This is a genomic window from Nonomuraea sp. B19D2, assembly GCF_040137845.1.
In the GTDB taxonomy this organism is placed as follows: domain Bacteria; phylum Actinomycetota; class Actinomycetes; order Streptosporangiales; family Streptosporangiaceae; genus Nonomuraea.
This window is the reverse complement of the sequence record NZ_JBEFAK010000017.1, coordinates 46,585-67,968: the sequence shown is the minus strand read 5'-3', so window position 1 is coordinate 67,968 and position 21,384 is coordinate 46,585. Positions and strand designations below refer to the sequence as shown.

General features: G+C 69.8%; 22 protein-coding genes. 18 read left to right on the top strand and 4 right to left on the bottom strand.

Features of this window, described 5'->3' with window-relative positions; all coding sequences use genetic code 11:
* Nucleotides 1-53: 53 nt before the first annotated feature.
* From cobA to crcB, 8 genes are all read left to right on the top strand, one after another.
* Nucleotides 54-1,286 (top strand): uroporphyrinogen-III C-methyltransferase, encoded by a 1,233-nt coding sequence (gene cobA / locus ABN273_RS29150; RefSeq protein ID WP_349452237.1) that lies wholly within the window; start codon nt 54-56, stop codon nt 1,284-1,286.
* Complete coding sequence (locus ABN273_RS29145) at nt 1,283-3,829, top strand: dynamin family protein (protein ID WP_349452236.1); 2,547 nt, start codon at nt 1,283-1,285, stop codon at nt 3,827-3,829. Before cobA ends, ABN273_RS29145 begins: the two co-directional genes overlap by 4 nt.
* On the top strand, nt 3,826-5,448 hold the full coding sequence (locus tag ABN273_RS29140; RefSeq protein ID WP_349452235.1) for a GTP-binding protein: 1,623 nt from the start codon (nt 3,826-3,828) through the stop codon (nt 5,446-5,448). Before ABN273_RS29145 ends, ABN273_RS29140 begins: the two co-directional genes overlap by 4 nt.
* 307 nt (nt 5,449-5,755) lie before the next feature.
* Entirely contained in the window at nt 5,756-6,697 is a 942-nt protein-coding gene (locus ABN273_RS29135; RefSeq protein WP_349452234.1) for a single-stranded DNA-binding protein, read from the top strand.
* A 144-nt stretch (nt 6,698-6,841) separates the two neighbouring features.
* Entirely contained in the window at nt 6,842-6,982 is a 141-nt protein-coding gene (locus ABN273_RS29130; protein WP_349452233.1) for a hypothetical protein, read from the top strand.
* 254 nt (nt 6,983-7,236) lie between these two features.
* Nucleotides 7,237-7,731, top strand: coding sequence for a fluoride efflux transporter FluC (locus tag ABN273_RS29125; RefSeq protein WP_349452232.1), 495 nt, complete (start codon nt 7,237-7,239; stop codon nt 7,729-7,731).
* Nucleotides 7,728-8,144 carry a DUF190 domain-containing protein gene (locus tag ABN273_RS29120; protein ID WP_349452231.1) on the top strand — a complete coding sequence of 139 codons (417 nt, stop codon included), beginning with the start codon at nt 7,728-7,730 and terminating at the stop codon, nt 8,142-8,144. Before ABN273_RS29125 ends, ABN273_RS29120 begins: the two co-directional genes overlap by 4 nt.
* Nucleotides 8,141-8,503: a fluoride efflux transporter CrcB gene (crcB, locus tag ABN273_RS29115; protein WP_349452230.1), complete on the top strand. Its 363-nt coding sequence runs from the start codon at nt 8,141-8,143 to the stop codon at nt 8,501-8,503. Before ABN273_RS29120 ends, crcB begins: the two co-directional genes overlap by 4 nt.
* On the opposite strand, the gene ABN273_RS29110 is transcribed toward crcB, so the two are convergent.
* Nucleotides 8,493-8,807, bottom strand: coding sequence for a hypothetical protein (locus ABN273_RS29110; protein ID WP_349452229.1), 315 nt, complete (start codon nt 8,805-8,807; stop codon nt 8,493-8,495). The genes crcB and ABN273_RS29110 overlap by 11 nt on opposite strands.
* Nucleotides 8,808-9,115: 308 nt before the next feature.
* Between ABN273_RS29110 and ABN273_RS29105 the strand changes: the two genes are divergently transcribed.
* The 6 genes from ABN273_RS29105 to ettA all read left to right on the top strand — a co-directional run bounded on the left by ABN273_RS29105 (nt 9,116) and on the right by ettA (nt 15,811).
* Nucleotides 9,116-9,544 carry a MarR family winged helix-turn-helix transcriptional regulator gene (locus tag ABN273_RS29105; RefSeq protein ID WP_349452228.1) on the top strand — a complete coding sequence of 143 codons (429 nt, stop codon included), beginning with the start codon at nt 9,116-9,118 and terminating at the stop codon, nt 9,542-9,544.
* Entirely contained in the window at nt 9,534-10,070 is a 537-nt protein-coding gene (locus ABN273_RS29100; protein WP_349452227.1) for a hypothetical protein, read from the top strand. The genes ABN273_RS29105 and ABN273_RS29100 overlap by 11 nt, the downstream gene beginning before the upstream one ends.
* A gap of 149 nt (nt 10,071-10,219) precedes the next feature.
* On the top strand, nt 10,220-10,765 hold the full coding sequence (locus ABN273_RS29095; RefSeq protein WP_349452226.1) for a GNAT family N-acetyltransferase: 546 nt from the start codon (nt 10,220-10,222) through the stop codon (nt 10,763-10,765).
* Nucleotides 10,766-10,882: 117 nt separating this feature from the next.
* The gene (locus tag ABN273_RS29090; protein WP_349452225.1) at nt 10,883-12,004 is read left to right on the top strand and encodes a threonine aldolase family protein; all 1,122 of its coding nucleotides are present in this window, start codon (nt 10,883-10,885) and stop codon (nt 12,002-12,004) included.
* 471 nt (nt 12,005-12,475) lie between these two features.
* A complete protein-coding gene (locus ABN273_RS29085) occupies nt 12,476-13,771 on the top strand; it encodes a GGDEF domain-containing protein (protein ID WP_349452224.1) in 1,296 nt (431 codons plus the stop codon).
* Nucleotides 13,772-14,146: 375 nt separating this feature from the next.
* Complete coding sequence (ettA, locus tag ABN273_RS29080; RefSeq protein WP_349452223.1) at nt 14,147-15,811, top strand: energy-dependent translational throttle protein EttA; 1,665 nt, start codon at nt 14,147-14,149, stop codon at nt 15,809-15,811.
* 274 nt (nt 15,812-16,085) lie between these two features.
* Here the strand turns inward: ettA and ABN273_RS29075 are convergent, their stop codons facing one another.
* The gene (locus ABN273_RS29075) at nt 16,086-16,688 is read right to left on the bottom strand and encodes a hypothetical protein (RefSeq protein WP_349452222.1); all 603 of its coding nucleotides are present in this window, start codon (nt 16,686-16,688) and stop codon (nt 16,086-16,088) included.
* Between the two features lie 14 nt (nt 16,689-16,702).
* Here ABN273_RS29075 and ABN273_RS29070 point away from each other — a divergent pair, with 14 nt between their 5' ends.
* Together ABN273_RS29070 and ABN273_RS29065 are read left to right on the top strand one after the other, a co-directional pair.
* Nucleotides 16,703-17,275 carry a group I truncated hemoglobin gene (locus ABN273_RS29070; RefSeq protein WP_349452221.1) on the top strand — a complete coding sequence of 191 codons (573 nt, stop codon included), beginning with the start codon at nt 16,703-16,705 and terminating at the stop codon, nt 17,273-17,275.
* A gap of 80 nt (nt 17,276-17,355) precedes the next feature.
* Nucleotides 17,356-17,967, top strand: a complete 612-nt coding sequence (locus ABN273_RS29065) for a TetR/AcrR family transcriptional regulator (RefSeq protein ID WP_349452220.1) — start codon at nt 17,356-17,358, stop codon at nt 17,965-17,967.
* 2 nt (nt 17,968-17,969) lie between these two features.
* Here ABN273_RS29065 and ABN273_RS29060 read toward each other — a convergent pair whose 3' ends face one another.
* Nucleotides 17,970-18,275 (bottom strand): MaoC/PaaZ C-terminal domain-containing protein, encoded by a 306-nt coding sequence (locus tag ABN273_RS29060; RefSeq protein ID WP_349452219.1) that lies wholly within the window; start codon nt 18,273-18,275, stop codon nt 17,970-17,972.
* A 25-nt stretch (nt 18,276-18,300) separates the two neighbouring features.
* On the opposite strand from ABN273_RS29060, the gene ABN273_RS29055 reads away from it, so the two are divergent.
* Together ABN273_RS29055 and ABN273_RS29050 are read left to right on the top strand one after the other, a co-directional pair.
* A complete protein-coding gene (locus ABN273_RS29055) occupies nt 18,301-18,717 on the top strand; it encodes an acyl-CoA thioesterase (protein ID WP_502911149.1) in 417 nt (138 codons plus the stop codon).
* A complete protein-coding gene (locus tag ABN273_RS29050) occupies nt 18,714-19,877 on the top strand; it encodes an MFS transporter (protein ID WP_349452217.1) in 1,164 nt (387 codons plus the stop codon). The genes ABN273_RS29055 and ABN273_RS29050 overlap by 4 nt, the downstream gene beginning before the upstream one ends.
* Here the strand turns inward: ABN273_RS29050 and ABN273_RS29045 are convergent.
* Nucleotides 19,872-21,380, bottom strand: a complete 1,509-nt coding sequence (locus ABN273_RS29045; protein ID WP_349452216.1) for a glycoside hydrolase family 13 protein — start codon at nt 21,378-21,380, stop codon at nt 19,872-19,874. The genes ABN273_RS29050 and ABN273_RS29045 overlap by 6 nt on opposite strands.
* Nucleotides 21,381-21,384 lie beyond the last annotated feature (4 nt).

The following is a 21,384-nucleotide window of genomic DNA, read 5'->3' as shown; positions in this document are numbered from 1 at the left end:
AGCCGGTAGGTTTACCTCCAAACATAAACCTTCGCGAACGGGAGATTCCCCCCATGGGTCCCTACCTCCTCGGCCTGCGGCTTTCCGGCCGCCGGGTTCTCGTCGTGGGCGGCGGGCGCGTCGCGCAACGGCGGGTGCCCGCGCTGCTAGAGGCCGGTGCGGAGGTCACGGTCGTGTCGCCGAGCGTGACGCCGGCGCTCGACGACCTGATCGCCGCCGGCAGGGTCACCTGGCACGCCCGGCCCTACGAGGTCGGCGACTGCGACGGGGCCTGGCTCGTGCAGGCCTGCACCGACGACAGGTCCGTCAACACCGCGGTCGCCGCCGAGGCGGAGGCCAAGCGCGTGTGGTGCGTGCGGGCCGACGACAAGGACGCCTCCGCCGCCTGGACGCCCGCCACGGGGCGGGTCGACGAGATCAGCGTGGCGGTCACCGCGGGCGGCGACCCGCGCAGGGCCGCCGGCATCAGGGACGCGGTCGTGGGCGCGCTGCGCGACGGCACGGTCGATGCCCGGCGAAACCGCACTAAACCGGTCGGCGTGGCCCTCGTCGGCGGCGGTCCAGGCGACCCCGGCCTGATCACGGTGCGCGGGCGGCAGCTGCTCGCGCAGGCCGACGTGGTGGTCGCCGACCGGCTCGCGCCCCGGGCCCTGCTCGACGAGCTGGCCCCCGACGTCGAGCTGATCGACGCCGCCAAGGTCCCCTACGGCCGGTCGCTGTCCCAGGAGACCATCAACGAGCTGCTCATCGACCGCGCCAGGCAGGGCAAGTTCGTGGTCAGGCTCAAGGGCGGCGACCCGTTCGTGTTCGGACGCGGCGGCGAGGAGATGATCGCCTGCGCCCGCTCCGGCATCCCCGTGCTGGTGGTGCCCGGCATCACGAGCGCCGTGGCCGTGCCCGCGGCCGCCGGGGTCCCTGTGACGCACCGGGGGGTCAGCCAGGAGTTCCACGTGATCTCCGTGCACGTGGCGCCCGACGACCCGAAGTCCACCGTCGACTGGCCCGCGCTGGCCCGTTCCCAGGGCACTCTGGTGCTGCTGATGGCCGTCGAACGGCTGCCGAAGGTGGTCGAGGCGCTCCTTCGAGACGGACGTTCCCCGGAGACTCCCGCAATGGCGGTACAGGACGGTACCCTTCCGACCCAGCGGGCGGTCATCGCTTCGCTTTCCACCGTGGCCGACCGCGTGTCCGCGGCTGGGATCCGGCCGCCGGCGATCGTCATCGTCGGCGACGTCGTGAGGGTCGGCCAGGAGGTCGAGATGGTTCGAGCGGAGCGCTTGCCGTGAACACGGCCATGGATGATGGGCGGCAGGAGGCGCCGGGGGAGCAGACGTTGAGCTTCCGCCCGGTGAGTGACGAGGACCTGGCCGAGGGCCGGGACGACGACGGCTTCGACGCGTTCGGCACGAAGGGCGCACGGAGGGCTTCCGGCGCCGCGGGCGGCCGGGATGCTTCCAAGAAGTCTTCGCCTTCCGCGGGCACTGGGGCGTCGGAGGAAGCTGCCGCCGGCGCCTCTTCGGAGGAGGCCGAGGACACCCCGCCTTCCGAGGTGCCAGAGGCTTCGGAGCAACCACCGGCTGCTGCGGAGGCCGCCGAGCCGACTGACGCCGAGCCGTCCGTCGAGTGGGATCCGGCGGCGACCGCCGAGTCCACCGCCGGGTCGGCGGGCGAGCCCGCCGACCCGGCGGATCGGGGCGTGTCCGGCGAGCCCGCCGCCGACGTGGCTGAGTCCGAGCCGCCGTCCCTCTTCGTGAAGCCGGCGGCGCTGGGCGGCCCGGGAGCCCGCAAGCCGACTTTCGCCGTGCACGATGCGCCCTACGCCAGGGAAGCTCCTGACGTACACGACGAGCCTGGTGCACGGGATGAGGCGGAGCGGCCGAGCACCGAGCAGCACCGCCCCGAGCAGCCGCCGACCGGCGAGCAGCCTCAAGCCACTGCAGCGGACGACGAGACGCCTCAAGTCACGGCGACGGACGATGAGCAACCGCAGGACGCGGACGCGCAGGACGCTGACGTTAGTGACGCGCAGCACGCGGATGCGGGTGACGCACAAGAGGCTGACGTGAGTGACGAGCAGCCCCAGACGGAGCAACCGCAAGGCGAGCAGGCTCAGGACGAGCGGCAGCCGGGCGGCGGCGAAGGGCCCGGGGAAGACGAGCCCCAGGCAGGGGCGCAGCGCGGGGAGGAGTTGCCCGCCGAGGCCGTCGAGGCGCTGACGGCGGCGCTCGACACGCTCAGGGAGACCGTCGCGCAGCTGCGCTTCGGCCTGGACCTGCCCGGCGTCGACGAGGCCAAGCAGGCGCAGGCCGACCTGCTGGCCCAGCTCGAGGGCTACGTGCTGCCCCGGGTCAAGACCAGCACCGCCCCTGCCCTCATCGTGATCGCGGGCTCCACCGGCGCGGGCAAGTCGACCCTGGTCAACACGCTGGCCGAGAAGAACGTCTCGCGCACCGGCGTACGCCGCCCCACGACCGGCATCCCCGTGCTGGTCTGCCACCCGGACGACCGGGAGTGGTTCGCGGAGGGGGAGCTGCTCGGCGGCCTCGAACGCCTCGACAGGCTGTCCCCCGAGGCCGGGAGGAGCAGCGTGGTCGTCGTCGCGACCGAGAAGCTCCCGCAGGGCGTCGCGCTGCTCGACACCCCCGACATCGACTCGGTCGTCGAGGAGCACCACGAGGTCGCGCACCGCATGCTCGACGCCGCCGACCTGTGGATCTTCGTGACCACGGCGGCCCGCTACGCCGACGCCCCCGCCTGGAACCTGCTGAAGCTGGCCAAGGAGCGCGGCGCCCGGCTCGCGATCGTGTTGTCGCGAGTGCAGCCCAGGGCGTCCGAGGTCGTGCAGAAGCATTTCGTACGGATGCTCACCGAATACGGCCTGGGCGAGATCGACAGGTTCGTCATCAACGAGTCGAAGGTCACCGACGGCAAGCTGCCCGACAGCGAGGTCACCGACCTGCGGCTCTGGCTGGCCGAGCTGTCGGTGGACGAGGAGCGCAGGGCCCAGGCGGTGCGCGAGACGCTCAACGGCGTGCTCAACAGCTTCCGCACCCGCGTACCCGCGCTGGCCAGGCACCTTGAGGGGCAGGTCGCGTTCAGGACGGAGCTGCGCAGCGACGTGGAGGCGGCCTTCCAGAGTGCGCTCAGCCAGATCGACAAGGCGTCCAAGAACGGCTCGCTGCTGCACGGCGAGGTGCTGGCCCGCTGGCAGGACTTCGCCGGCTCCGGCGACCTCATGCGCTCGCTGCAGCTGCGCAAGCGCGGCCGGACGGCCAAGCAGGCGCCGGAGCGGGTGCTGGCGTTCAAGGCGGCGATCCGCGCCGGGCTCGAGTCGGTGATCGTCGCCGCCGCCAACCGCGCCTGCGAGGAGGTGGTCGCGCGCTGGCGGCACCGCTCCGAGCTGGGCGCCACGCTCGCGGAGGGCCTCGACCGGCCGTCCGACAATCTCGTACGTCACACCGGCCGCGCCATCGCGTCCTGGCAGGAGCACCTGAGCGAGCTGGTCCGCACTGACGGCGTGGCCAAGCGGTCGGTGTCGAAGCTGGTGTCGTTCGACCCCGACTCGCTCGCGTTGATCTTCACTGTGGCGATGTTCAGCGGGAGCAACGGCGAAGGGGTGCCGCACCGGCTGGTCAACGCCCTGCTCGGTGCGGAGTCGCTGCGCGGCATCGGCGCCAAGGCGCTCAGCGATTTGCGGGCCAGGATCGGCATGCTGTTCGACGAGGAATCCATGCGTTACGTACAAGCGCTCGACTCCGCGGGCATCCCGGACGAGTCCGCGGCGACCCGCCTCTACCAGGCGACGTACAACCTCGAGGTCGTCCGATGACGACCATGACCACCAGGTCCGGGCTGGCATCGCGGCTGTCCGCGCTCACCAAGATGGTGGAGCACGGTCCGGGGCGGCTGGACAGGAAGCTGCTCAACGAGGCCAACGCACTGCTGCAGCAGGCGGGAGAGCGGCTCAAGCTCTCGTCCGAGCACACCGTCGTCGCCCTGGCGGGCGGCACGGGCAGTGGCAAGTCGTCGCTGTTCAACGCCATCTCGGGGCTCGAGCTGTCGCCCACCGGCGTACGCCGGCCGACCACCGCCCGCACGCACGCCTGCGTGTGGGGGCTGGAGGGCGCGGGGCCGCTGCTCGACTGGCTGCAGATCCAGTGGCGGCACCGCTTCTCCCGCGCCAGCGCGCTCGACAAGAGCGACAGCCAGCTCCACGGGCTGATCCTGCTCGACCTGCCCGACCACGACTCGATCAGGGCGCTCACCGACACCGAGGCCGACCGCCTCATCGGCCTGGCGGACCTGGTGGTGTGGGTGCTGGACCCGCAGAAGTACGCCGACGCGTCCACGCACCGCCGCTACGTGACGGAGCTGGCCGGGCACGAGGCCGTGACCGTGTTCGCGCTCAACCAGGCCGACCGGCTCACCAAGGAAGAGCTGGCCGAGCTGGTCATCGACCTCAACGACCTGCTGCGCCGCGAGGGCGTCGAGCATCCCAGCGTGGTCCCCACCTCGGCGGTCACGGGCCGGGGCATCGAGAGCCTCAGGAGCGTCATCGCGACGGCGGTCGCCCGGCGGCGGGCCGCCATCCAGAAGCTGGAGGCCGACCTGCAGCGGCTGGAGCAGCGTCTCAGCAAGGCGATGCCGCTGGGCGAGGCCCTGTCGGCGCCGTCCGCGGTGGACGAGGCCCGCCGCATGGGGCTGACGGACGCCCTGTGCGACGCGGTGGGCGTGCCTGCCGTGGGCGAGGCCATGGAGAACGTCTACGCGGAGCGGTCGAACCAGTGGGTGGGCTGGCCGTACCCGCGGTGGTTCTCGAAGTTCCGCTCGGACCCGCTGAAGAGCCTGCGTCTGCAGGACGTGGGGGAGGAGATCCGCGGCATCACGACCGGTTCGGTGAGCGCGCAGTCGGCCGAGGTCGCCAATGCCGTGCAGGCGCTCGCCGACGGGCTGTCCGTGGGGATGCACCCCGTGTGGCGGACTGGAGTGCACCAGGCGGCGAGGTCCCGCGCCGGTCAGCTCCCGCAGGCGCTGACCGAGGACCTCACAGAGGTGGCGCCGCAGCTGGATCGGGTGCCCGCGTGGTGGCGGGTGCTGAAGGTGTGGCAGCACGCCCTGGTGGTGGCGTTCGTGGCGGGACTGGCCTGGCTGGCGGTCGGCCTGCTGATGCCCGGCCAGTTGCCTCCGGCGCTGGAACTCCTGGGCGACAGCGCGGCCTTGCCGTGGGTGGGGCTCATGATGGCCTCGGTGCTGGGGCTCGGAGCGCTGTCGGGGATCGCCTCCCGCAACTTCGTCGAGCTGGGGGCCTCGCGGGAGCGGGAGCGGTTGGAGCGCGAGATGAGGCGCCGGGTGGCCGCTGTGTCGGCGACGATGGTCGTGGAGCCGGTGGAGCGCGAACTGGCCCGCCACCACGCGTTCTACACGGCCCTGAGAGACCTGTCGGTCTGACGCCTCCCCGGCTTTGCCGCAGCCGGGGGAGGCGTTGCCTGGCCCGCCGCGTGCGCCACGGCGGGCGGCAACCCTTCCCCCGGCCTTCGCCGCTGTGCCTGGCGTCTTCCGCCCCGGGCCTGTGCCGCTGTGGGTGGCAGTTTCCACCTACGGGCTCCGCCACGGCGGGTGGCGGCTTTATCCCCAGCCCCGGTCACCACGGACGCCTCCATCCACAGGACCGCGTTCCAGAGCCCGGGAGCAGACCCTTCCCCGGCACCCTTTCCCCAGATCGCGGGCAGCCGGCCCGCCGCATGGGAGGCACGGGATGAACGACATCTACATCACGCTCACTGGCAACGTCGCGGCAGAGCCGAGGCAGTACAGCTTCGAGGACGGCAGCAGGGTCACCTCCCTGAAGGTGTTTTCTTCACATCGCTACTTCGACAAGAAGACGGGCCAGTGGATGGACGGCGACAGGGTGTGCTTCACGGTCCGCTGCTGGCGCACGTTGGGAGACAACGTCGCCTCCTCCATCCGTGCAGGACACCCCGTGGTGGTCTCAGGCAAGCTGCGCATCCGCGAGTTCGGCCCGGAGGGTGATCGCCGTTTCGTGCCCGAGATTGAGGCCAACGCCGTGGGGCACGACCTGCGCTGGGGCACCGGCATGTTCACCAAGCCAGACCGTTCGGGCACCACGTCGATGAGCAGGGAGATGCGCGACCGCCTGGACGACGAGACCCGAGACTGGGCCATGGGCAGCACCCGCAGCGTCCGAAGCCTCGCCCGCTCAGGATCCATGACGGAGGCCAACCCGTTCCACGCCCTGGAAGCCGACCGCTCCCTGGGGACGGACTACGACGCGGTACGCACTCCGGCAGCGGACGGCGTCACCCCGCCCACGTTGGGAGACGAGGGCAACACCGTGCGCTCCGTCAGCGAGGAGAGCAGCACCGTGCGCTCTCTCAGAGAGGAAGGCAGCACTGCAGGCTCTCTGAGCGGAGAGGGCAGCACTGCAGGCTCTCTGAGCGGAGAGGGCAGCACTGCAGGCTCTCTGAGCGGAGAGGGCAGTGCGGTGCGTTCCTCGGAGGCAGAGGACGGCACTACGCGCTCCGTTGGGGACGAGAACCGCACTCTGCGAAGCCTGGGAGCGGAGGGCGGCACAGTGCGCATCCTGGGCGCCGAGGCTGACGAGACGACATCCATGGGGGACGGCGACGAAGATGGCGACGCCGAGCAACTGACGATGGAGGAGCGAGTAGCGGCATAGGCGCACGTGCAGGGGCACCGGCCGCCCATCCGGTGCCCCCACATCACGGCCCTCGCTGGAGGGCCAGGCCGCCGCCCGTGAGCGCGGTCGCCATGGCGGGCGACCGAGGGTGTTCGCGACGACAGGATCGCCTACGCCCGGTCCTTGCGCGCGCGGGGCGTGGCCGTGCCCGACATCGCCCGCAGGCTGGTCATCCCCACTGGTAAGAACAAGGGCAAGCATTGTTCCGTTGCCGGCGTCTACCGCGTCCTTACTGACAACGACGCGGCATCAGCCGAGGGCTGACTCGTCAGTGCCTGTTCCTGAGTTTTGATCTTGTTTGGTCAGTTGCGAGACCTGCGCTGTGAAGCTGAGGCGTACGTGATGAGGATTGGGTAGCTGCCTGGTGCTGCCGGTACAGTGAACGACAAGACCTCGCCCGAAAGCGAGGTTCTTGCGGCGGTGGGGCCCGCCGCCCCGATCGAGGGAAACCGCGGCCATGTTCGCCGCCAACGGTCCCTACCAGGGGAGATGTGTGTCGTTCTGGTAGGGAGGACCATATGCAGGAGCCTGTTGCGCCCGTCGATTCCGACGTCGATGTCCATGTCCCGGCCATGCGGGCGGAGCTGCGCCCGCAGGCCTGGCCGGTGCTGGCGGCCATCTCCGCCGGCGGCGTGCTGGGCGCGCTCGCGCGTTATGGGCTCTCCACCGCGCTGCCCCACGCCCCGACCGGCTTCCCGTGGTCCACGTTCGGCATCAACGTGTCCGGCTGCCTGCTGATCGGCGTGCTCATGACGCTGATCGACCAAGTGTGGACGGGGCGGCGGCTACTGCGCCCGTTCTGGGGGGTGGGCGTGCTGGGCGGCTACACCACCTTCTCCACCTACGTCCTGGACATCCACCAGGCGATGCGGGCCGGCGCGCCCGGCGTGGCCCTGGCCTACCTGGCCGCCACGCTGGTCGCCGCCCTGCTGGCGGTCTGGGTGGGCGCCGCGGCGACCAGCCAGGCGCTGGCGCTGGGCCGGCGCCGACGCGAGCAAAGGGGACCGCGGTGAAACTGCACGGGCCGGCGCTGCGGCTGAGCGTCTTCGTCGGCGAGAGCGACCAGTGGCATCACCGGCCGCTCTATCACGAGATCGTGCATCGGGCGCACGCGGCCGGCCTGGCCGGCGCCTCGGTATTGCGCGGGATCGAGGGCTACGGCGCCTCCAACCACATCCACACCACGCGGATCCTGTCGCTGTCGGAGGACCTACCGGTGGCCGTCATCATCGTCGATGCCGAGGAAAAGATCCGCGGCTTCCTGCCCCAGCTGGACGAGCTGATCAGCGAGGGACTGGTGATCCTGGACGAGGTCGAGGTGATCCGCTACGTGGGCCGCACGGCCGGGCAACCGGGCGGACACGGGGGCGGACACGGGGGCGGACACGGCGGCGGACACGGCGGCGGACACGGGGGCGGCCGATGACGGTGCTGCTGGTGGCCCTCGGGGCCGCGATCGGAGCGCCGCTGCGCTACCTGACCGATCGGCTGGTGCAGTCCCGGCACGACTCGGTGTTCCCCTGGGGCACTCTGGCCGTCAACCTGGCCGGGTCGTTCATACTCGGCCTGCTGGCGGGACTGCCCGTCGGCGCGGCATGGTCGGCGCTGCTCGGCACCGGCTTTTGCGGCGCGCTGACCACCTACTCCACCTTCAGCTACGAGATCCTGCGGCTGATCCAGGACGGCTCGCGTTTCTACGCGCTCGCCGGCATCATCGCCAGCGTGGTGGGCGGGCTCGGCGCCGGGGCGATGGGGCTGCTGGTGGCACAGGCTGTCACGGGCTGACCGGCCGGAAGTCATCGCCACCAGCGCGTCCGCACCTGATAGGCCACCTCGTAGGCCAGCCGTGCCCCTCCGGAGCGTGCCGTAGTTGCTCCAGCGCGTCGGCGTCGGCCACCGGGTCGAGCTGGTCGGCGTCCACCATCACCAGCATGCGCAGGTTGCCCGGATCCCCGATGCCGCCGGCGACCGCCCGCACGGCGGCTTGCACGCTGTCGGCCTCGGCCAGCACGATCAGCCGATACGACCAGCCCGTGATGACGGCATCGCGCCCAAGACCGGCCTGGATCCGGACGGGCAAGCCGGCCATGGCCACCGTCCCGGGATCTCATGTGTCCGCCTCGACTGCCGGGATGAACGAACCAGTCTGGTGATCCGTTCCGATGGGCGATCAACCCCTGCTGGAGAGGCGCCGCGAATTCTTCCTGCTGGCTCGGCTGCCACCGCGTCACACGGTGATAGTGGCGGCTGCGAAAGCCGGGAACGAGCGATGTGCTGACGTAGCCGTTCGTACCGATCGGCCGGAACTCCAGTGGCCGGACCGCACCGTCCTTGACGGCGAGGATGATCCGCGCCATCTAGTTGTGCCATACAACAAGATGGTTGTAGGGTCGAACCATGGCGGATGAGCGTGAGCTTCAGGATGCCGTGGCCCGGTTCGTCCGCGCCTTCGGCCTGCATCAGCCTGACCAGACCCCCTGCGGGCGGCCGATCCCGGTGTCGGAGGCGCACGCGCTGGGCGAGCTGGCCAGGGACGGCGCGCTGCGGCAAAGCGAGCTGACGCAGCGGCTGCGCCTGGAAAAAAGCACCACCAGCCGCCTGGTCACCCAGCTCATCAACCGGGGCTGGGCCGAGCGCATCCCGGCCCCGGACGACGGGCGCGGTGTGCTGGTCCAGCTCACCCCCGCCGGCAGGAACGCCGCCGAGCAGCTGGCCAAGGCCAGAGCGGCGCGCTTTTCCTCGATCTTGGACCGCGTCCCGGAAGGGGAACGCGGCGGCGTCCTGCACGCCCTGGAAATCCTCACGGAGGCAATAGATGAACCTTGAGAAGCGACGTAAGAATCGGCGTGTCCCGCTGCTGCTGGCCGGTCTGGCGGTGATCGCCGCCGCCTCGGCCGGGTACGCGCTGGGCGGCCAGAGCGGTCAGAGTGAGGCTCAGGCGCTGTCGGCCCGCCAGGCGGAGGTGGCGGCCAAGAGCCGCCAGGTGATGCCGTTCGACCTGGAGCGCACCATGCACCGCTTCGCCAAGACCGGCACCGGGGGCATGCAGACCGTCACCGCGAAGGACCCCGCCGACGCCCAGCAGATCAAGCTCATCCGCGAGCACCTGACCGAGGAGGTCGCGCGCTTCAGCAAGGGCGACTTCGGCGATCCGGCGTCCATCCATGGCGGCGAGATGCCCGGGCTGCGCGAGCTCGAGGCCGGCCATGACCGGATCGACGTCCGCTACGCGGAGGCGTCCACCGGAGCCCAGATCACCTACACCACCTCCGATCCGACCCTCATCAAGGCGCTGCACGCCTGGTTCGATGCCCAGGTCACCGACCACGGACAGCACGCCCAACACGGATAACCTCGCCACCCCGGTAGCCGGGATCTCCCCGAAATCCGCCGCGCACCTCCTGACGAAACCGGCGGATCAGCAGACTCCGAATATACCCAACCCCCGTACGGCTCCTCTATGGTTGTTGCGCATCTGTCGCAATAACGAAGGAGACGTTCATGCCCGACATCAGCCCGGCGGTGCGGCGACCACTCGAACTGCGAGGGCTCGGCCTCCGGTTACGTGAGTGGACACAGGAGGACCTGCCGGTCATGGCCGAGCTTTTCGACGATCCGGAGATGGATCGTTGGACGCCACTGCGCTCCCCCTTCGACTTGGCCGCCGCCACGGCGTACCTCGCCAAAGCCCACCAGGCCAGGGCGGAGAACCGCGGCATCAACCTGGCTATCAATGTCGAGGAGGATCGGCCACGGGGAGAGGTCCTGCTCCGCCGTACGGGAAACCCGGGTGAAGGAGAGATCGCGTACGGAATCGGCCGCCGGTACAGACGGCAGGGCCTGGCCAAGCGGGCTGTTGAGCTGATGACTCTTCATGCCCTCCAGGACTGGGAAATGACCCGGATACTTCTCCGCATCGAGCCCGCGAACGAAGGCAGCCAGGCCGTTGCCGCCTCCGCGGGATTCCGCCTGACGAATGACGCCCCGGTCATCCGGGAGCGAGAAGAAGGCCCCTTCACGCTGCTTACCTGGGAGCGCACCAGTTGAACGGTGGTGCTGTGCCGTGTCCGCGAGACCGGAACGACCGACGATGACCGCCACCAGTTCGGCCGAGGCGCCCTCATGCAGCGTGCACTGATGACCGCGACAACGAAGGAGAGTTTCATGCCCGACACCAGCCCGCCGGTGCGGCGGTCGTTGTTCCTGCACGCGCCGATCCGGCGCACGCCACGCGTGCTGCTGGAGCAGATGCTGGCCCTGGTGGATGACGACACCCCGGCCGACGGCCCCGACGGCCCTGTCGCGGTGTTGGAGCGGCGGCTGGCCGAGTTGCTCGGCAAGGAAAGCGCGCTGTTCTTCCCCAGCGGCACGATGGCCCAGCAGTCGGCGTTGCGCGTGCACGCCGACCGGCGCGGGCGTCGCACGTTCGCCGCTCATCCGCAGTCGCATCTGGACACCTGGGAGGAGCAGGGTTACAACGCCGTCCACGGCCTGCGGATGCGCCGTACCGGCGACCTGCACGAGCTGATGACGGCCGCAGACTTGGCGGCGATCGGCGAGCCCCTCGCCGCGGTCGTCTGGGAGTTGCCGCAGCGCGACATCGGCGGGCTGCTGCCCGACTGGGACGAGCTGTGCGAGCAGGTCGCGCTCGTGCGCGCCACCGGGGCCGCCGCGCACCTGGACGGCGCCCGGCTGTGGGAGGCCCAGGCCTACTACCGTCAGCCGTTCGACGAGATCGCCGCCCTGTTCGACACCGTCTACGTCTCGCTCTACAAGAGCCTGCAGGGCGTGCGCGGCGCCGTGCTCGCCTCTGACGCGGCCACCGTGGAGGTGGCAAGGGTGTGGCGGCAACGGCTCGGCGGCGGCATCCGCGACGCCTGGCCGCTCGCCCTGGCCGCGCTGGTCCACCTCGACACCCTGGCCGAGAAGATGCCCGCCTACCGCGAGCACGCCATCGCCATCGCCGCCGCGATCAATGCGGACGGCGCCGCCCGCGCCTACCCCGACCCACCGCAGACCCCGCTGTTCCACATCCACCTGCCCGCCGACCGGCGCGCCGTCGAGCAGGCCGGCGCGGACATCCTCGCCGAGCGCGGCATCCAACTCTGGGGCCGGGTACGCTCCGCGTCCGAGCCCGGCCGATGCGCCTTTGAGGTGAGCGTCGGCGAGAACGCCATGGAGTTCACCCCCGACGAGGTGGTCGGCCTCATTCACGACGTGCTCGACCGCGCCGCCTCCCTCGAGGCTCCGTCGGTGCCGGCCGGATCGGCCGCCGGTCGCACATGAGCGGGCCGGGTGCCGGGCTCGGGCAGTCGCCCCGATCCCGGCCCCGGACGGCGCGGCGCCGCCCCAGGAAAGGCGCGGCCCGCGTCGTCATCCGCGCACACCTGACGTACGGGACCTGGAGGGCGGTCGCGAGCAGGAGGCGCTGGCGGAAGCAGCGCAGGCGTGCAGAAACGCAGACGGAGATTGGGGTGGAGGGGTGGAGGGGGGAGGAGGGGGGCACCGGCCGTGGTTCCCGTGACTAACACCCCGAGGGCGGCCGATGGTGTGTTTCCCACGGCAGATGGCTAGAGCATCTGTCAGGTCCAGATCACGCCCTGCACCATGGTTGCTCCTTTCCGGCACGGCTGTCCAACACGGCCTGCCCTTGGCGTGAGCAGGTGTGTGTAGTCATTGCCAACGTATCCGTTCCCATCGCACATCGCACACTCCGCAATTATTGTGTTACACATCGTTAGTCAGGGAGGAGACGAGATGGCGGCGACCAGTCACGCCTCGATCAGGTCTGGCGACGGTGTGTCAACTCTGGCCGGCCGCTGGCCGTTGCTGGGCCAACGCCGCCCGCTCGTGGTCTACCTGTGCGCGATTGTCGCTCTGGACCTGGCCGCAATCATGGTGTGCGCCGTGACCACTGTCTTCCAGTGGCGCGACCTGCTCACGTTCGGCGCTCTCATGGCGTGCGGCGCGGTCTGCATCGAGGCCACCCGCAGGCTGGGCATGCCCGCCGGGGTCTCGCGGGACCTGTTGTCGGCCTGGTGGCTACCGGTGGCGCTGCTTCTGCCGCCGCTGTATGCCATTTTCGCGCCGATCGTGCTGCAGGTCCTGCTGCAGGTGCGGGTGCGCGCGACCGTTCTCTACCGCCGGGTGTTCACCTCGGCCGCTATCGGGCTGGCCGGGTGTACGGCCTCCGTCGCGTTCCACTGGTTCGTCGATGACCCGTGGGTGCTGTCGCAGGGGAGCGGCCCGCCGATCCTCTACGCGGTGGCCGCGGCCGTGCTGTTCTCCCTGCTCAACATCGCCCTCATCGCGATCGCCGCGCACACCGCCGACCCGGACATCACGTGGCGGGAGGTCCTGTGGGACCGGGAGAGCATGATCCTGGACATCGTCGAGCTCTGCCTGGGCGTCACGGTCGCGATCGGCTGCGGCCTGAACCTGGCTCTGCTGATCCTGGCGCTGCCGCCGGTGGTGCTGCTGCAGCGCAGCCTGCTCCACGCCCAACTCCAGGCCGCCGCCCGTACCGATGCCAAGACGGGCCTGCTGAACGCCGCCGCCTGGCAGCGGGAGGCCGACACCGAGATCGTCCGAGCGCGCCGGACGGGCGGCACCCTGGCGGTCTTGATCATCGACATCGACCACTTCAAACGGGTCAACGACGCCTACGGCCACCTGGTCGGCGATCAGGTGCTGGTGGGCGTGGCGTCCACGTTGCGCACCCAGCTACGGGACTATGACGTGGTGGGCCGGTTCGGGGGCGAGGAGTTCGTGGTCCTGCTGCCGGGCGCCGACGGCCGCGAGGCCCGCCAGGTCGCCGAACGCCTCCGCACCCGCATCGGCCACATGGCGATCCCCGCCGACGACAACCTCATCAGGGTGACCATCTCGGCCGGGGTGGCTCTGATGAGCATCCATGGAGACGACCTGATCGACCTGCTGGCCGCTGCCGATCTGGCGCTTTACCGGGCGAAGGAACTGGGGCGCGACCGCGTCTGCATCCCTGCCGTGCAAGCACCACCCCGGAGCTCCCTCCCCAACGACACCACCTCCTGATCCTCGCCGACGAGAGCACCTCTGGTCCGTCGTCGCCTACGAGACCGCCTCCCGGCTCCGTCCCCTCAGGGGCGTTGCCTCCTGGCTTCCTCTCCCAGCGACGCCGCCTCCCGACTTCGCCCCGATCGCACCGACTCTGACGGTGACACCTGGTCTTCAACGAGACCGCCGACTCGGACGGGCGTTGTCCTGCGCCGCTGTCCGCAAAGACGATCCATCCCGCCGTTGGCGGACATGGCGCTCAGTCGTGGGGGCGGCGCTCACGGGGCTGTGGTGCGTGGGACGGGCGCGGTCGCCGTAGGCGGGATCCCGTCGTTCGGGGCGTTGCGGGAGGAGCGGCGGAAGCCCAGGCTCGGAGCCCCTAAGCTAGAGGGCATGCCGGAGTACATCTACACGCTGCAGCGCGTGCGCAAGGCGCACGGCGACAAGGTTGTCCTTGACGACGTCACGCTGTCGTTCCTGCCCGGAGCCAAGATCGGTGTCCTCGGCCCGAACGGCACCGGAAAGTCGACGCTGCTCCGGATGATGGCCGGCCTGGAGCAGCCGTCCAACGGGGATGCCAAGCTCATGCCGGGCTTCACGGTGGGCATGCTCCAGCAGGAGCCGCCGCTCAACGAGGAGAAGACCGTCCTCGGCAACGTGCAGGAGGGCGTCGCCGAGACGATGGCGATGCTCCAGCGCTACAACGAGATCGCCGAGCAGATGGCCACCGACTACAGCGACGAGCTGCTGGAAGAGATGGGCAAGCTGCAGGACCAGCTCGAGCACCGCAACGCATGGGACCTCGACAGCCAGCTCGAGCAGGCCATGGACGCGCTGCGCTGCCCGCCGCCCGACGCCGACGTGACGAAGCTGTCCGGTGGTGAGCGTCGCCGGGTCGCGCTGTGCAAGCTGCTCCTCGAGGCCCCCGACCTGCTGCTGCTGGACGAGCCGACCAACCACCTCGACGCCGAGAGCGTGCAGTGGCTGGAGCAGCACCTGGAGAAGTACGCCGGCACGGTGCTGGCAGTCACCCACGACCGCTACTTCCTCGACAACGTCGCGGGCTGGATCCTGGAGCTCGACCGCGGCCGCGCGTTCGCGTACGAGGGCAATTACTCCACCTACCTGGAGGCCAAGGCGCAGCGCCTCAAGGTCGAGGGCCAGAAGGACGTCAAGCGGAAGAAGCGCCTGGAAGACGAGCTCGAGTGGGTCCGGTCCAACCCGAAGGCCCGCCAGACCAAGAGCAAGGCCCGGCTCCAGCGGTACGAGGAGATGGCCGCGGAGGCGGACAAGTACCGCAAGCTTGACTTCGAAGAGATCCAGATCCCGCCGGGCCCGCGCCTGGGCACCACGGTGATCAAGTCCGACACTCTGACCAAGGGGTTCGGCGACCGGCTGCTGATGGAGGACCTGACGTTCGACCTGCCGCGCAACGGCATCGTGGGGGTCATCGGTCCCAACGGCGTCGGCAAGACCACGCTGTTCCGCATGATCACCGGTAGCGAGACGCCCGACACCGGCTCGATCACGGTCGGCGACACGGTCAAGATCTCGTATGCGGACCAGAGCCGCGGCGGCATCGACCCGAACAAGAACGTCTGGGAGGTCGTCTCCGACGGGCTCGACCACATCAAGGTCGGCAACGTGGAGATGCCGTCGAGGGCGTACATCGCGGCGTTCGGGTTCAAGGGGCCCGACCAGCAGAAGAAGGCTGGGGTGCTCTCGGGCGGCGAGCGCAACCGGCTCAACCTCGCGCTCACCCTCAAGCAGGGCGGCAACGTGCTCCTGCTCGACGAGCCCACCAACGACCTCGACACGGAGACGCTGTCGTCGCTGGAGAACGCCCTGCTCGACTTCCCGGGCTGCGCGGTGATCACCTCGCACGACCGCTGGTTCCTCGACCGCATCGCCACGCACATCCTGGCGTGGGAGGAAGGGTCGAACTGGTTCTGGTTCGAGGGCAACTTCGCCGACTACGAGAAGAACAAGATCGAGCGCCTTGGTGCCGACGCCGCCCGCCCGCACCGTGTCACGTACCGGAAGCTCCACCGCGACTGAGTGCCGTCTCAAGAGCACAACCCCTATCTCGTACGGCACGTCACGGGCGGCACCACCCGCCGCCCGTGACTGAAGGGCTCACAGTCAGCTGCTGATCAGAGGGCTGACCTGGAGTTTTACGCCGCGGTGTGGGCTTGGCCCACGCCAGCCGTGATCAGCGTGGAGGCGCTCAAGCGCGCAGACCATACTGACGCATGGCGACGTGAGAAGCCCGCCCAGCGTCGCCAAGAGCCGCTTGACTGCCCGCCAGGATGCCTAGTCCTGGCTGGGGGATTCAGTGGCCGGCGCCTGCGTCATGCTGGCCGCCTGCTGGAGGAGTCTCTGACTGCCCACCCTGGTGGCCCCAGCCGGTACGACCCTGCTCGCTCGGCCCACTGTTCCCCCAGCCTTTCGGCAGCCAGTCGGTCCACGACGTCGACTTCTTCTGGTGCCAGCCCTTGTGACCTGGCGCCCTCTCGCAGAACCCGCCGTACTCGCACGGGCCCTTCTTCTTCTGGTGCCATCCCTTGTGACCGCGATCCCTGTCGCAGAACTCGCCGTATCCGCACGCTTCCTTCTTCTTGTGGTGCCAGCCGCCGTGGCCCTCCTCCCTGGCGCACCCTTCAGATTTCCTGCACCAGCTCCCCTTCTTCTGGTGCCAGCCCTTGTGACCCAGTTTCCGCTCGCATCCGCCCCACCCGCACGGGACTGATGCGGTCATGGTCAAGGTGGGCGTTGCTTGGGCGGCCGCCTGGGTGGTCTCGAGACCGGTCGGGGCTACGAGCGTCGAGGCCATCAGTATCCCCGTTGCGAGGATCTTCTTTGTCATCTCCATCCGCCCCCATGTCTCTATCGAGGCGACAAACTCGTCCGTTCTGTACCTTTTGTCGGGTTTCATGCTAGGCGTCGATCATGCCGATTTCGCCCCAGGCAGGGGTAGTGAACGGTCACAGATCCGGCAAGCGAGACATCCGCCGTAACGTGCGGGTAAGTAAGCCAGCAAGAGGCGCGCCGCAGCTCTGTACGGCGCGCCGAGCCCGCGAGCTGCGCAAGCCGGGAGGGCCGATGCCAACCAACGAGACTCCGTCGCTCTATGACCGCCTCGGAGGCGTCTACAACATCGCCACGGTGGTTGACGACCTCATCGATCGGATCATGACCGATCCCCGGTTGAACAAGAACCCGGCCGTGAACGAGGCTCACCATCGGGTCTCCCCGGCAGGCTTCAAGTTCTTGGTCACGGAGATGGTCTGCTGGGCCGGGGGCGGTCCGCAGCAGTACTCGGGACGGCCCATGGGCGATTCGCACCGCCACCTGGCCATCACCGATGACGAGTGGGATGCCTTCATGGATGACCTGCATCTGACGCTGGCGAAGTTCCAGGTGCCGGCTCGGGAAGAGAAGGAACTCGTCGACATCGTCGAGAGCACGCGTGAGGCCATTGTCATGGTTCCTCCGCTGCGGCCGGGGCCACCGAACCCGTAGCCTTCCCGGCTGCCAAAAGGAGCACCGCGGCATGAACCGCATGAACCTAATTCTAGAATTCCCGGGCCTATAATCGGCGCGTGGCACGTAAGTCCTCGTGGGAGTGGAGCCGTACCGCCCAGACCCGCAAAAGCATGCTGCAGGCGGCTCGCGAGGTCTTCGGCGAGCACGGCTTCGCCGAGGCCAACGTCTCCGAGGTGGTCGCCCGCGCCGGGTCCAGCGTCGGGAGCCTCTACCACCACTTCGGCGGCAAGGCCGAGCTGTTCCTGGCCCTGTACGAGCACCACCAGGCGGCGCACGAGGAGGCGTCGGCCGCCAGCGTGGCCAAGGCCGAGCAGGAGGGCGTGGACGACCCCGTCGAGCTCCTGATCGCCGGGGCGCGCGCGTATCTCGCCGGGGCGTGGGAGCGGCGTGACCTGGTCAGGCTGTTCATCGAGGGGGACGGGCCGCCGGGGTTCGAGCTGATCCGCCGCACGCGGGGCCGGGAGTGGGTACGCCAGAACGCGGTGCTGCTGAGGGCCGGCGGCGAGCCGCTCGACCGGTTCATGGTGGCCGTGCTGACCAGCATCATCGAGGAGGCCGCGCGTGAGGTCGCCGCCTCGGATATGGAGGAGGACGCGCAGGAGGTCATCGAGGCGGCGATGACGCTGATCCGCCGCCTCGACCCCCTCAAGGTCCTGGAGGAGGGCTGACCTCAGGGCGGGAGGATGGTGGCGCGCCCCCGGCCGAGCACCACGGTGCCGTCGTCCTTGGCCAGCGCTCGCCCCGTCACCCCGTACGTGCACAGCCCGTGCAGGATCGGCCGGTCGAACCCGGCTCTGGCCGCGAACTCGGGATCGCTGTACAACGGGTTGTAGTCGCCGGACAGCCGGTAGATCAGCGCCTGCTCCGGCCGCGTCGGGTACGTCACCTTCTGGTCAGGCGCCCGAACTCTCGTACAGAATTTGATTCTAGGATTAAAATCTAGAAATAGTAGGGTAATCCTGACGCAAGGCCACATGTCCCGGGCGGGTACGGTTGCGGACGTGGTTGAACGTTCCCAGCCCCAGCGACACGTCTACCCCCGGACGGTGAGATTCGCCGACATCGACTCCCAGGGCCACGTGAACAACGTACGTTTCCTTGACTACCTGGAGGACGCCCGCTTCGGCATGTTCCACATCGATCCGTACACCGCGGGCGATGAGCCGTTCAAGGGCCTGGTGGTGACCCGCCACGAAATCGATTACCGCCGCCCGCTCGGCTTCCGCGCCGACCCGGTGCTGGTCGAGACGTGGGTGACCGAGATCAGGGCGGTGCGGTTCGCGCTCCAGTACGAGATCCGCGACGACCGCGAGGTGTACGTCACCGCCAAGTCGGTCCTCGCGGCCTACGACGTGGAGCGGGCGGCCCCGCGCAGGCTCAGCGAGGGTGAACTGGCCTACCTCAAACGCTTCTCGTGAAGCGCTGGCTGATGCTGGCGCTGGGCGTCAACGCGCACACCAGCGTCACCTTAGGACTCGGCGGCTTGCCCCTCATCCTGCCCGAAATACAGCGACATTTCAGTGTTTCGTTGCCGATGGCGGGGATCATCGCGAACGCCCCGGGCATCGGCATCCTGTTCGCCCTGGTCGCCTGGGGCGCGCTGGCCGACCGGCACGGCGAGCGGCTGGTCCTGGGCACGGGCGTGGGCCTGGCGGCCGTGCTGTTCGCCGCGGTCGCGTTCGTCGAGCGGACGTGGGCGGTGATCGCGCTGCTGGCCGTGGCCGGCGCTGCAGGCTCGGCCGCGCTGGTCGGCGGCGGACGGATCGTGCTGCGCTGGTTCGAGCCGCCGGAGCGCGGCGTCGCGATGGGCCTGCGCCAGGTCTCCTTCACCCTCGGCATGGCCATCGGCGCCTTCGTCCTCCCGCCGGTCGCGCGGGCGCACGGCCTGCCGGGCGTGCTCACCGTCTGCGCCGCCGTCAGCCTGCTGGCCGCCGTGCTGGCCGCGCTCTTCCTGGCCGAGCCGCCGCACACGATCTCCGGGTCCGGCACCGCACCGGTGGGCACGCCGTACCGGCAGCCCGCTCTTTGGCGGGTGCACGCCACCAGCGCCCTGCACGTCGTGCCGCAGATCGTGGTCAGCACGTACGGCGTGACCTGCCTGGTGCGCCTGTACGGCTGGGACAGCGTGGCGGCCGGGCAGCTGTTCGGGGTGGCGGCGATCGGCGGGGCGGCGGTGCGCATCGCGGCCGGGCGCTGGTCCGACAGGACCGGCCTGCGCATGCGGCCCCTGCTGCTGATCACCATCGGCAGCCTCTGCGTGCTGGCGCTGCTGGTCGCCGGCACGCTCACCGGCGGCTCGCTCGGACCCGCCATGCTCGCCCTGGCCGCCGTGATGACCGTGGCCGGCAACGGGCTCGCCTACCTGGCGGCCGGCGAGCTGGCCGGACCCGCCTGGGCCGGTCGGGTGCTCGGCACCCACAACACCATCCAGAACACCGTCTCGCTCGCCGTGACGCCGCTCGCCGGCGTGCTGATCGAGCACGCCGGGTTCTGGGCGGGTTTCGCGGCGGGCCTGGCCTGCGCGCTGCTGTCGCTGCCCGTCATCCCTGCCCGTGGCGAGCGCCCGCGCGGGCTATGAGTCTCGCCGCAGCCACACCGCGGTGTCGGGCGGCAGCAGGCCCCGCTTGAGCGGTCCGCTCGACAGCAGCACGGCGTCGTGCTCGGGCAGGTGTACGGGCCCGAGGCCACAGTTGATGGCGCAGGTCAGCGGGCCGCGGGTAAAGAAAAGCGCACCCTCGGGAGAATCCAGCCACTCCAGGGTGTAAGGAATTGATCGTGCCAGGTCACGGCGGTGGGCGAGGGCCCGGCGGTAGAACTCCAGCGTCGAGCCGGCGTCCCCTTCCTGCTTCTCGACGCTCAGCTCCGCGAACATGGGGGGCTGCGGCAGCCACGGCTCGACCCCGCCCGGCGAGAACCCGTACGAGGGGGTGTCCACCGTCCACGGGATCGGCACCCGGCACCCGTCGCGCCCGGGCAGCTCGCCCTTCGACTGGAAGAAGACCGGGTCCTGCCTGGCCTCGTCGGGCAGGTCGGTCACTTCGGGCAGCCCCAGTTCCTCGCCCTGGTAGAGATAGGCGGAGCCGGGCAGCGCCAGCATCGTCAGCAGCGCCGCTTTGGCCCGCGCGAGGCCCGTGCCGGGGTCGGCCGCGTCGTAGCGGGTGCGGTGGCGTACGACGTCGTGGTTGGACAGCACCCACGTCGCGAACGGCACGGCGGCCAGGGTGTCCTCGATGACCTTCTTGAACGCCGTCGGCGACCAGGGAGCCTGCAGCCAGGCGAAGTTGAAGCTCTGGTGCAGCTCGTCGGGGCGCACGTAGAGGGCGAGGTCCTCGGAGCTGTCCGTCCACACCTCGCCCACGGCCATCCGCTCGCCCGGATAGCCGTCCAGCAGCCTGCGCCAGTCGCGGTAGACGTCGTGCACCTCGGGCTGCCCCCACACCGGCGAGACCGACTTGAACGACTGGTCGCCCACGTCGGGCAGCCCCTCGGCCTTGTAGAGCCCCATCGCCACGTCGATGCGGAATCCGTCGACGCCCCGGTCCAGCCAGAACCGCAGGATGTCCAGGAACTCGGCGTGCACCTCGGGATTGCGCCAGTCGAAGTCGGGCTGCCCGGGAGCGAACAGATGCAGGTAATACTGCCCGTCCGCCACCTTCGTCCAGGCGGGCCCGCCGAACGTGGACTGCCAGTTGTTGATGGTGTCGCGGAAGATGTACCGGTCGCGCCGCTCGCCCCGCAGCGCCGCCTGGAACCAGGGATGCTCGGACGAGCTGTGGTTGGGCACGACGTCGACCAGCACCCGCAGCCCGTGGTCGTGCGCGTCGGCGACCAGCGACTCGCAGTCGGCCAGCGTGCCGAACAGCGGATCGACGCCGCGGTAGTCCGCCACGTCATAGCCGCCGTCGGCCATGGGGGAGGGGTAGAAGGGCGTCAGCCAGATGGCGTCGACCCCCAGCCGCTGGAGGTACGGCAGGCGCTCGCGCACCCCGGTCAGGTCGCCGACGCCGTCTCCTGAGGCGTCGGCGAAGCTTCGAACGTAAATTTCGTAGACGACGGCGTCACGCCACCAGGGGATATCCATGTGG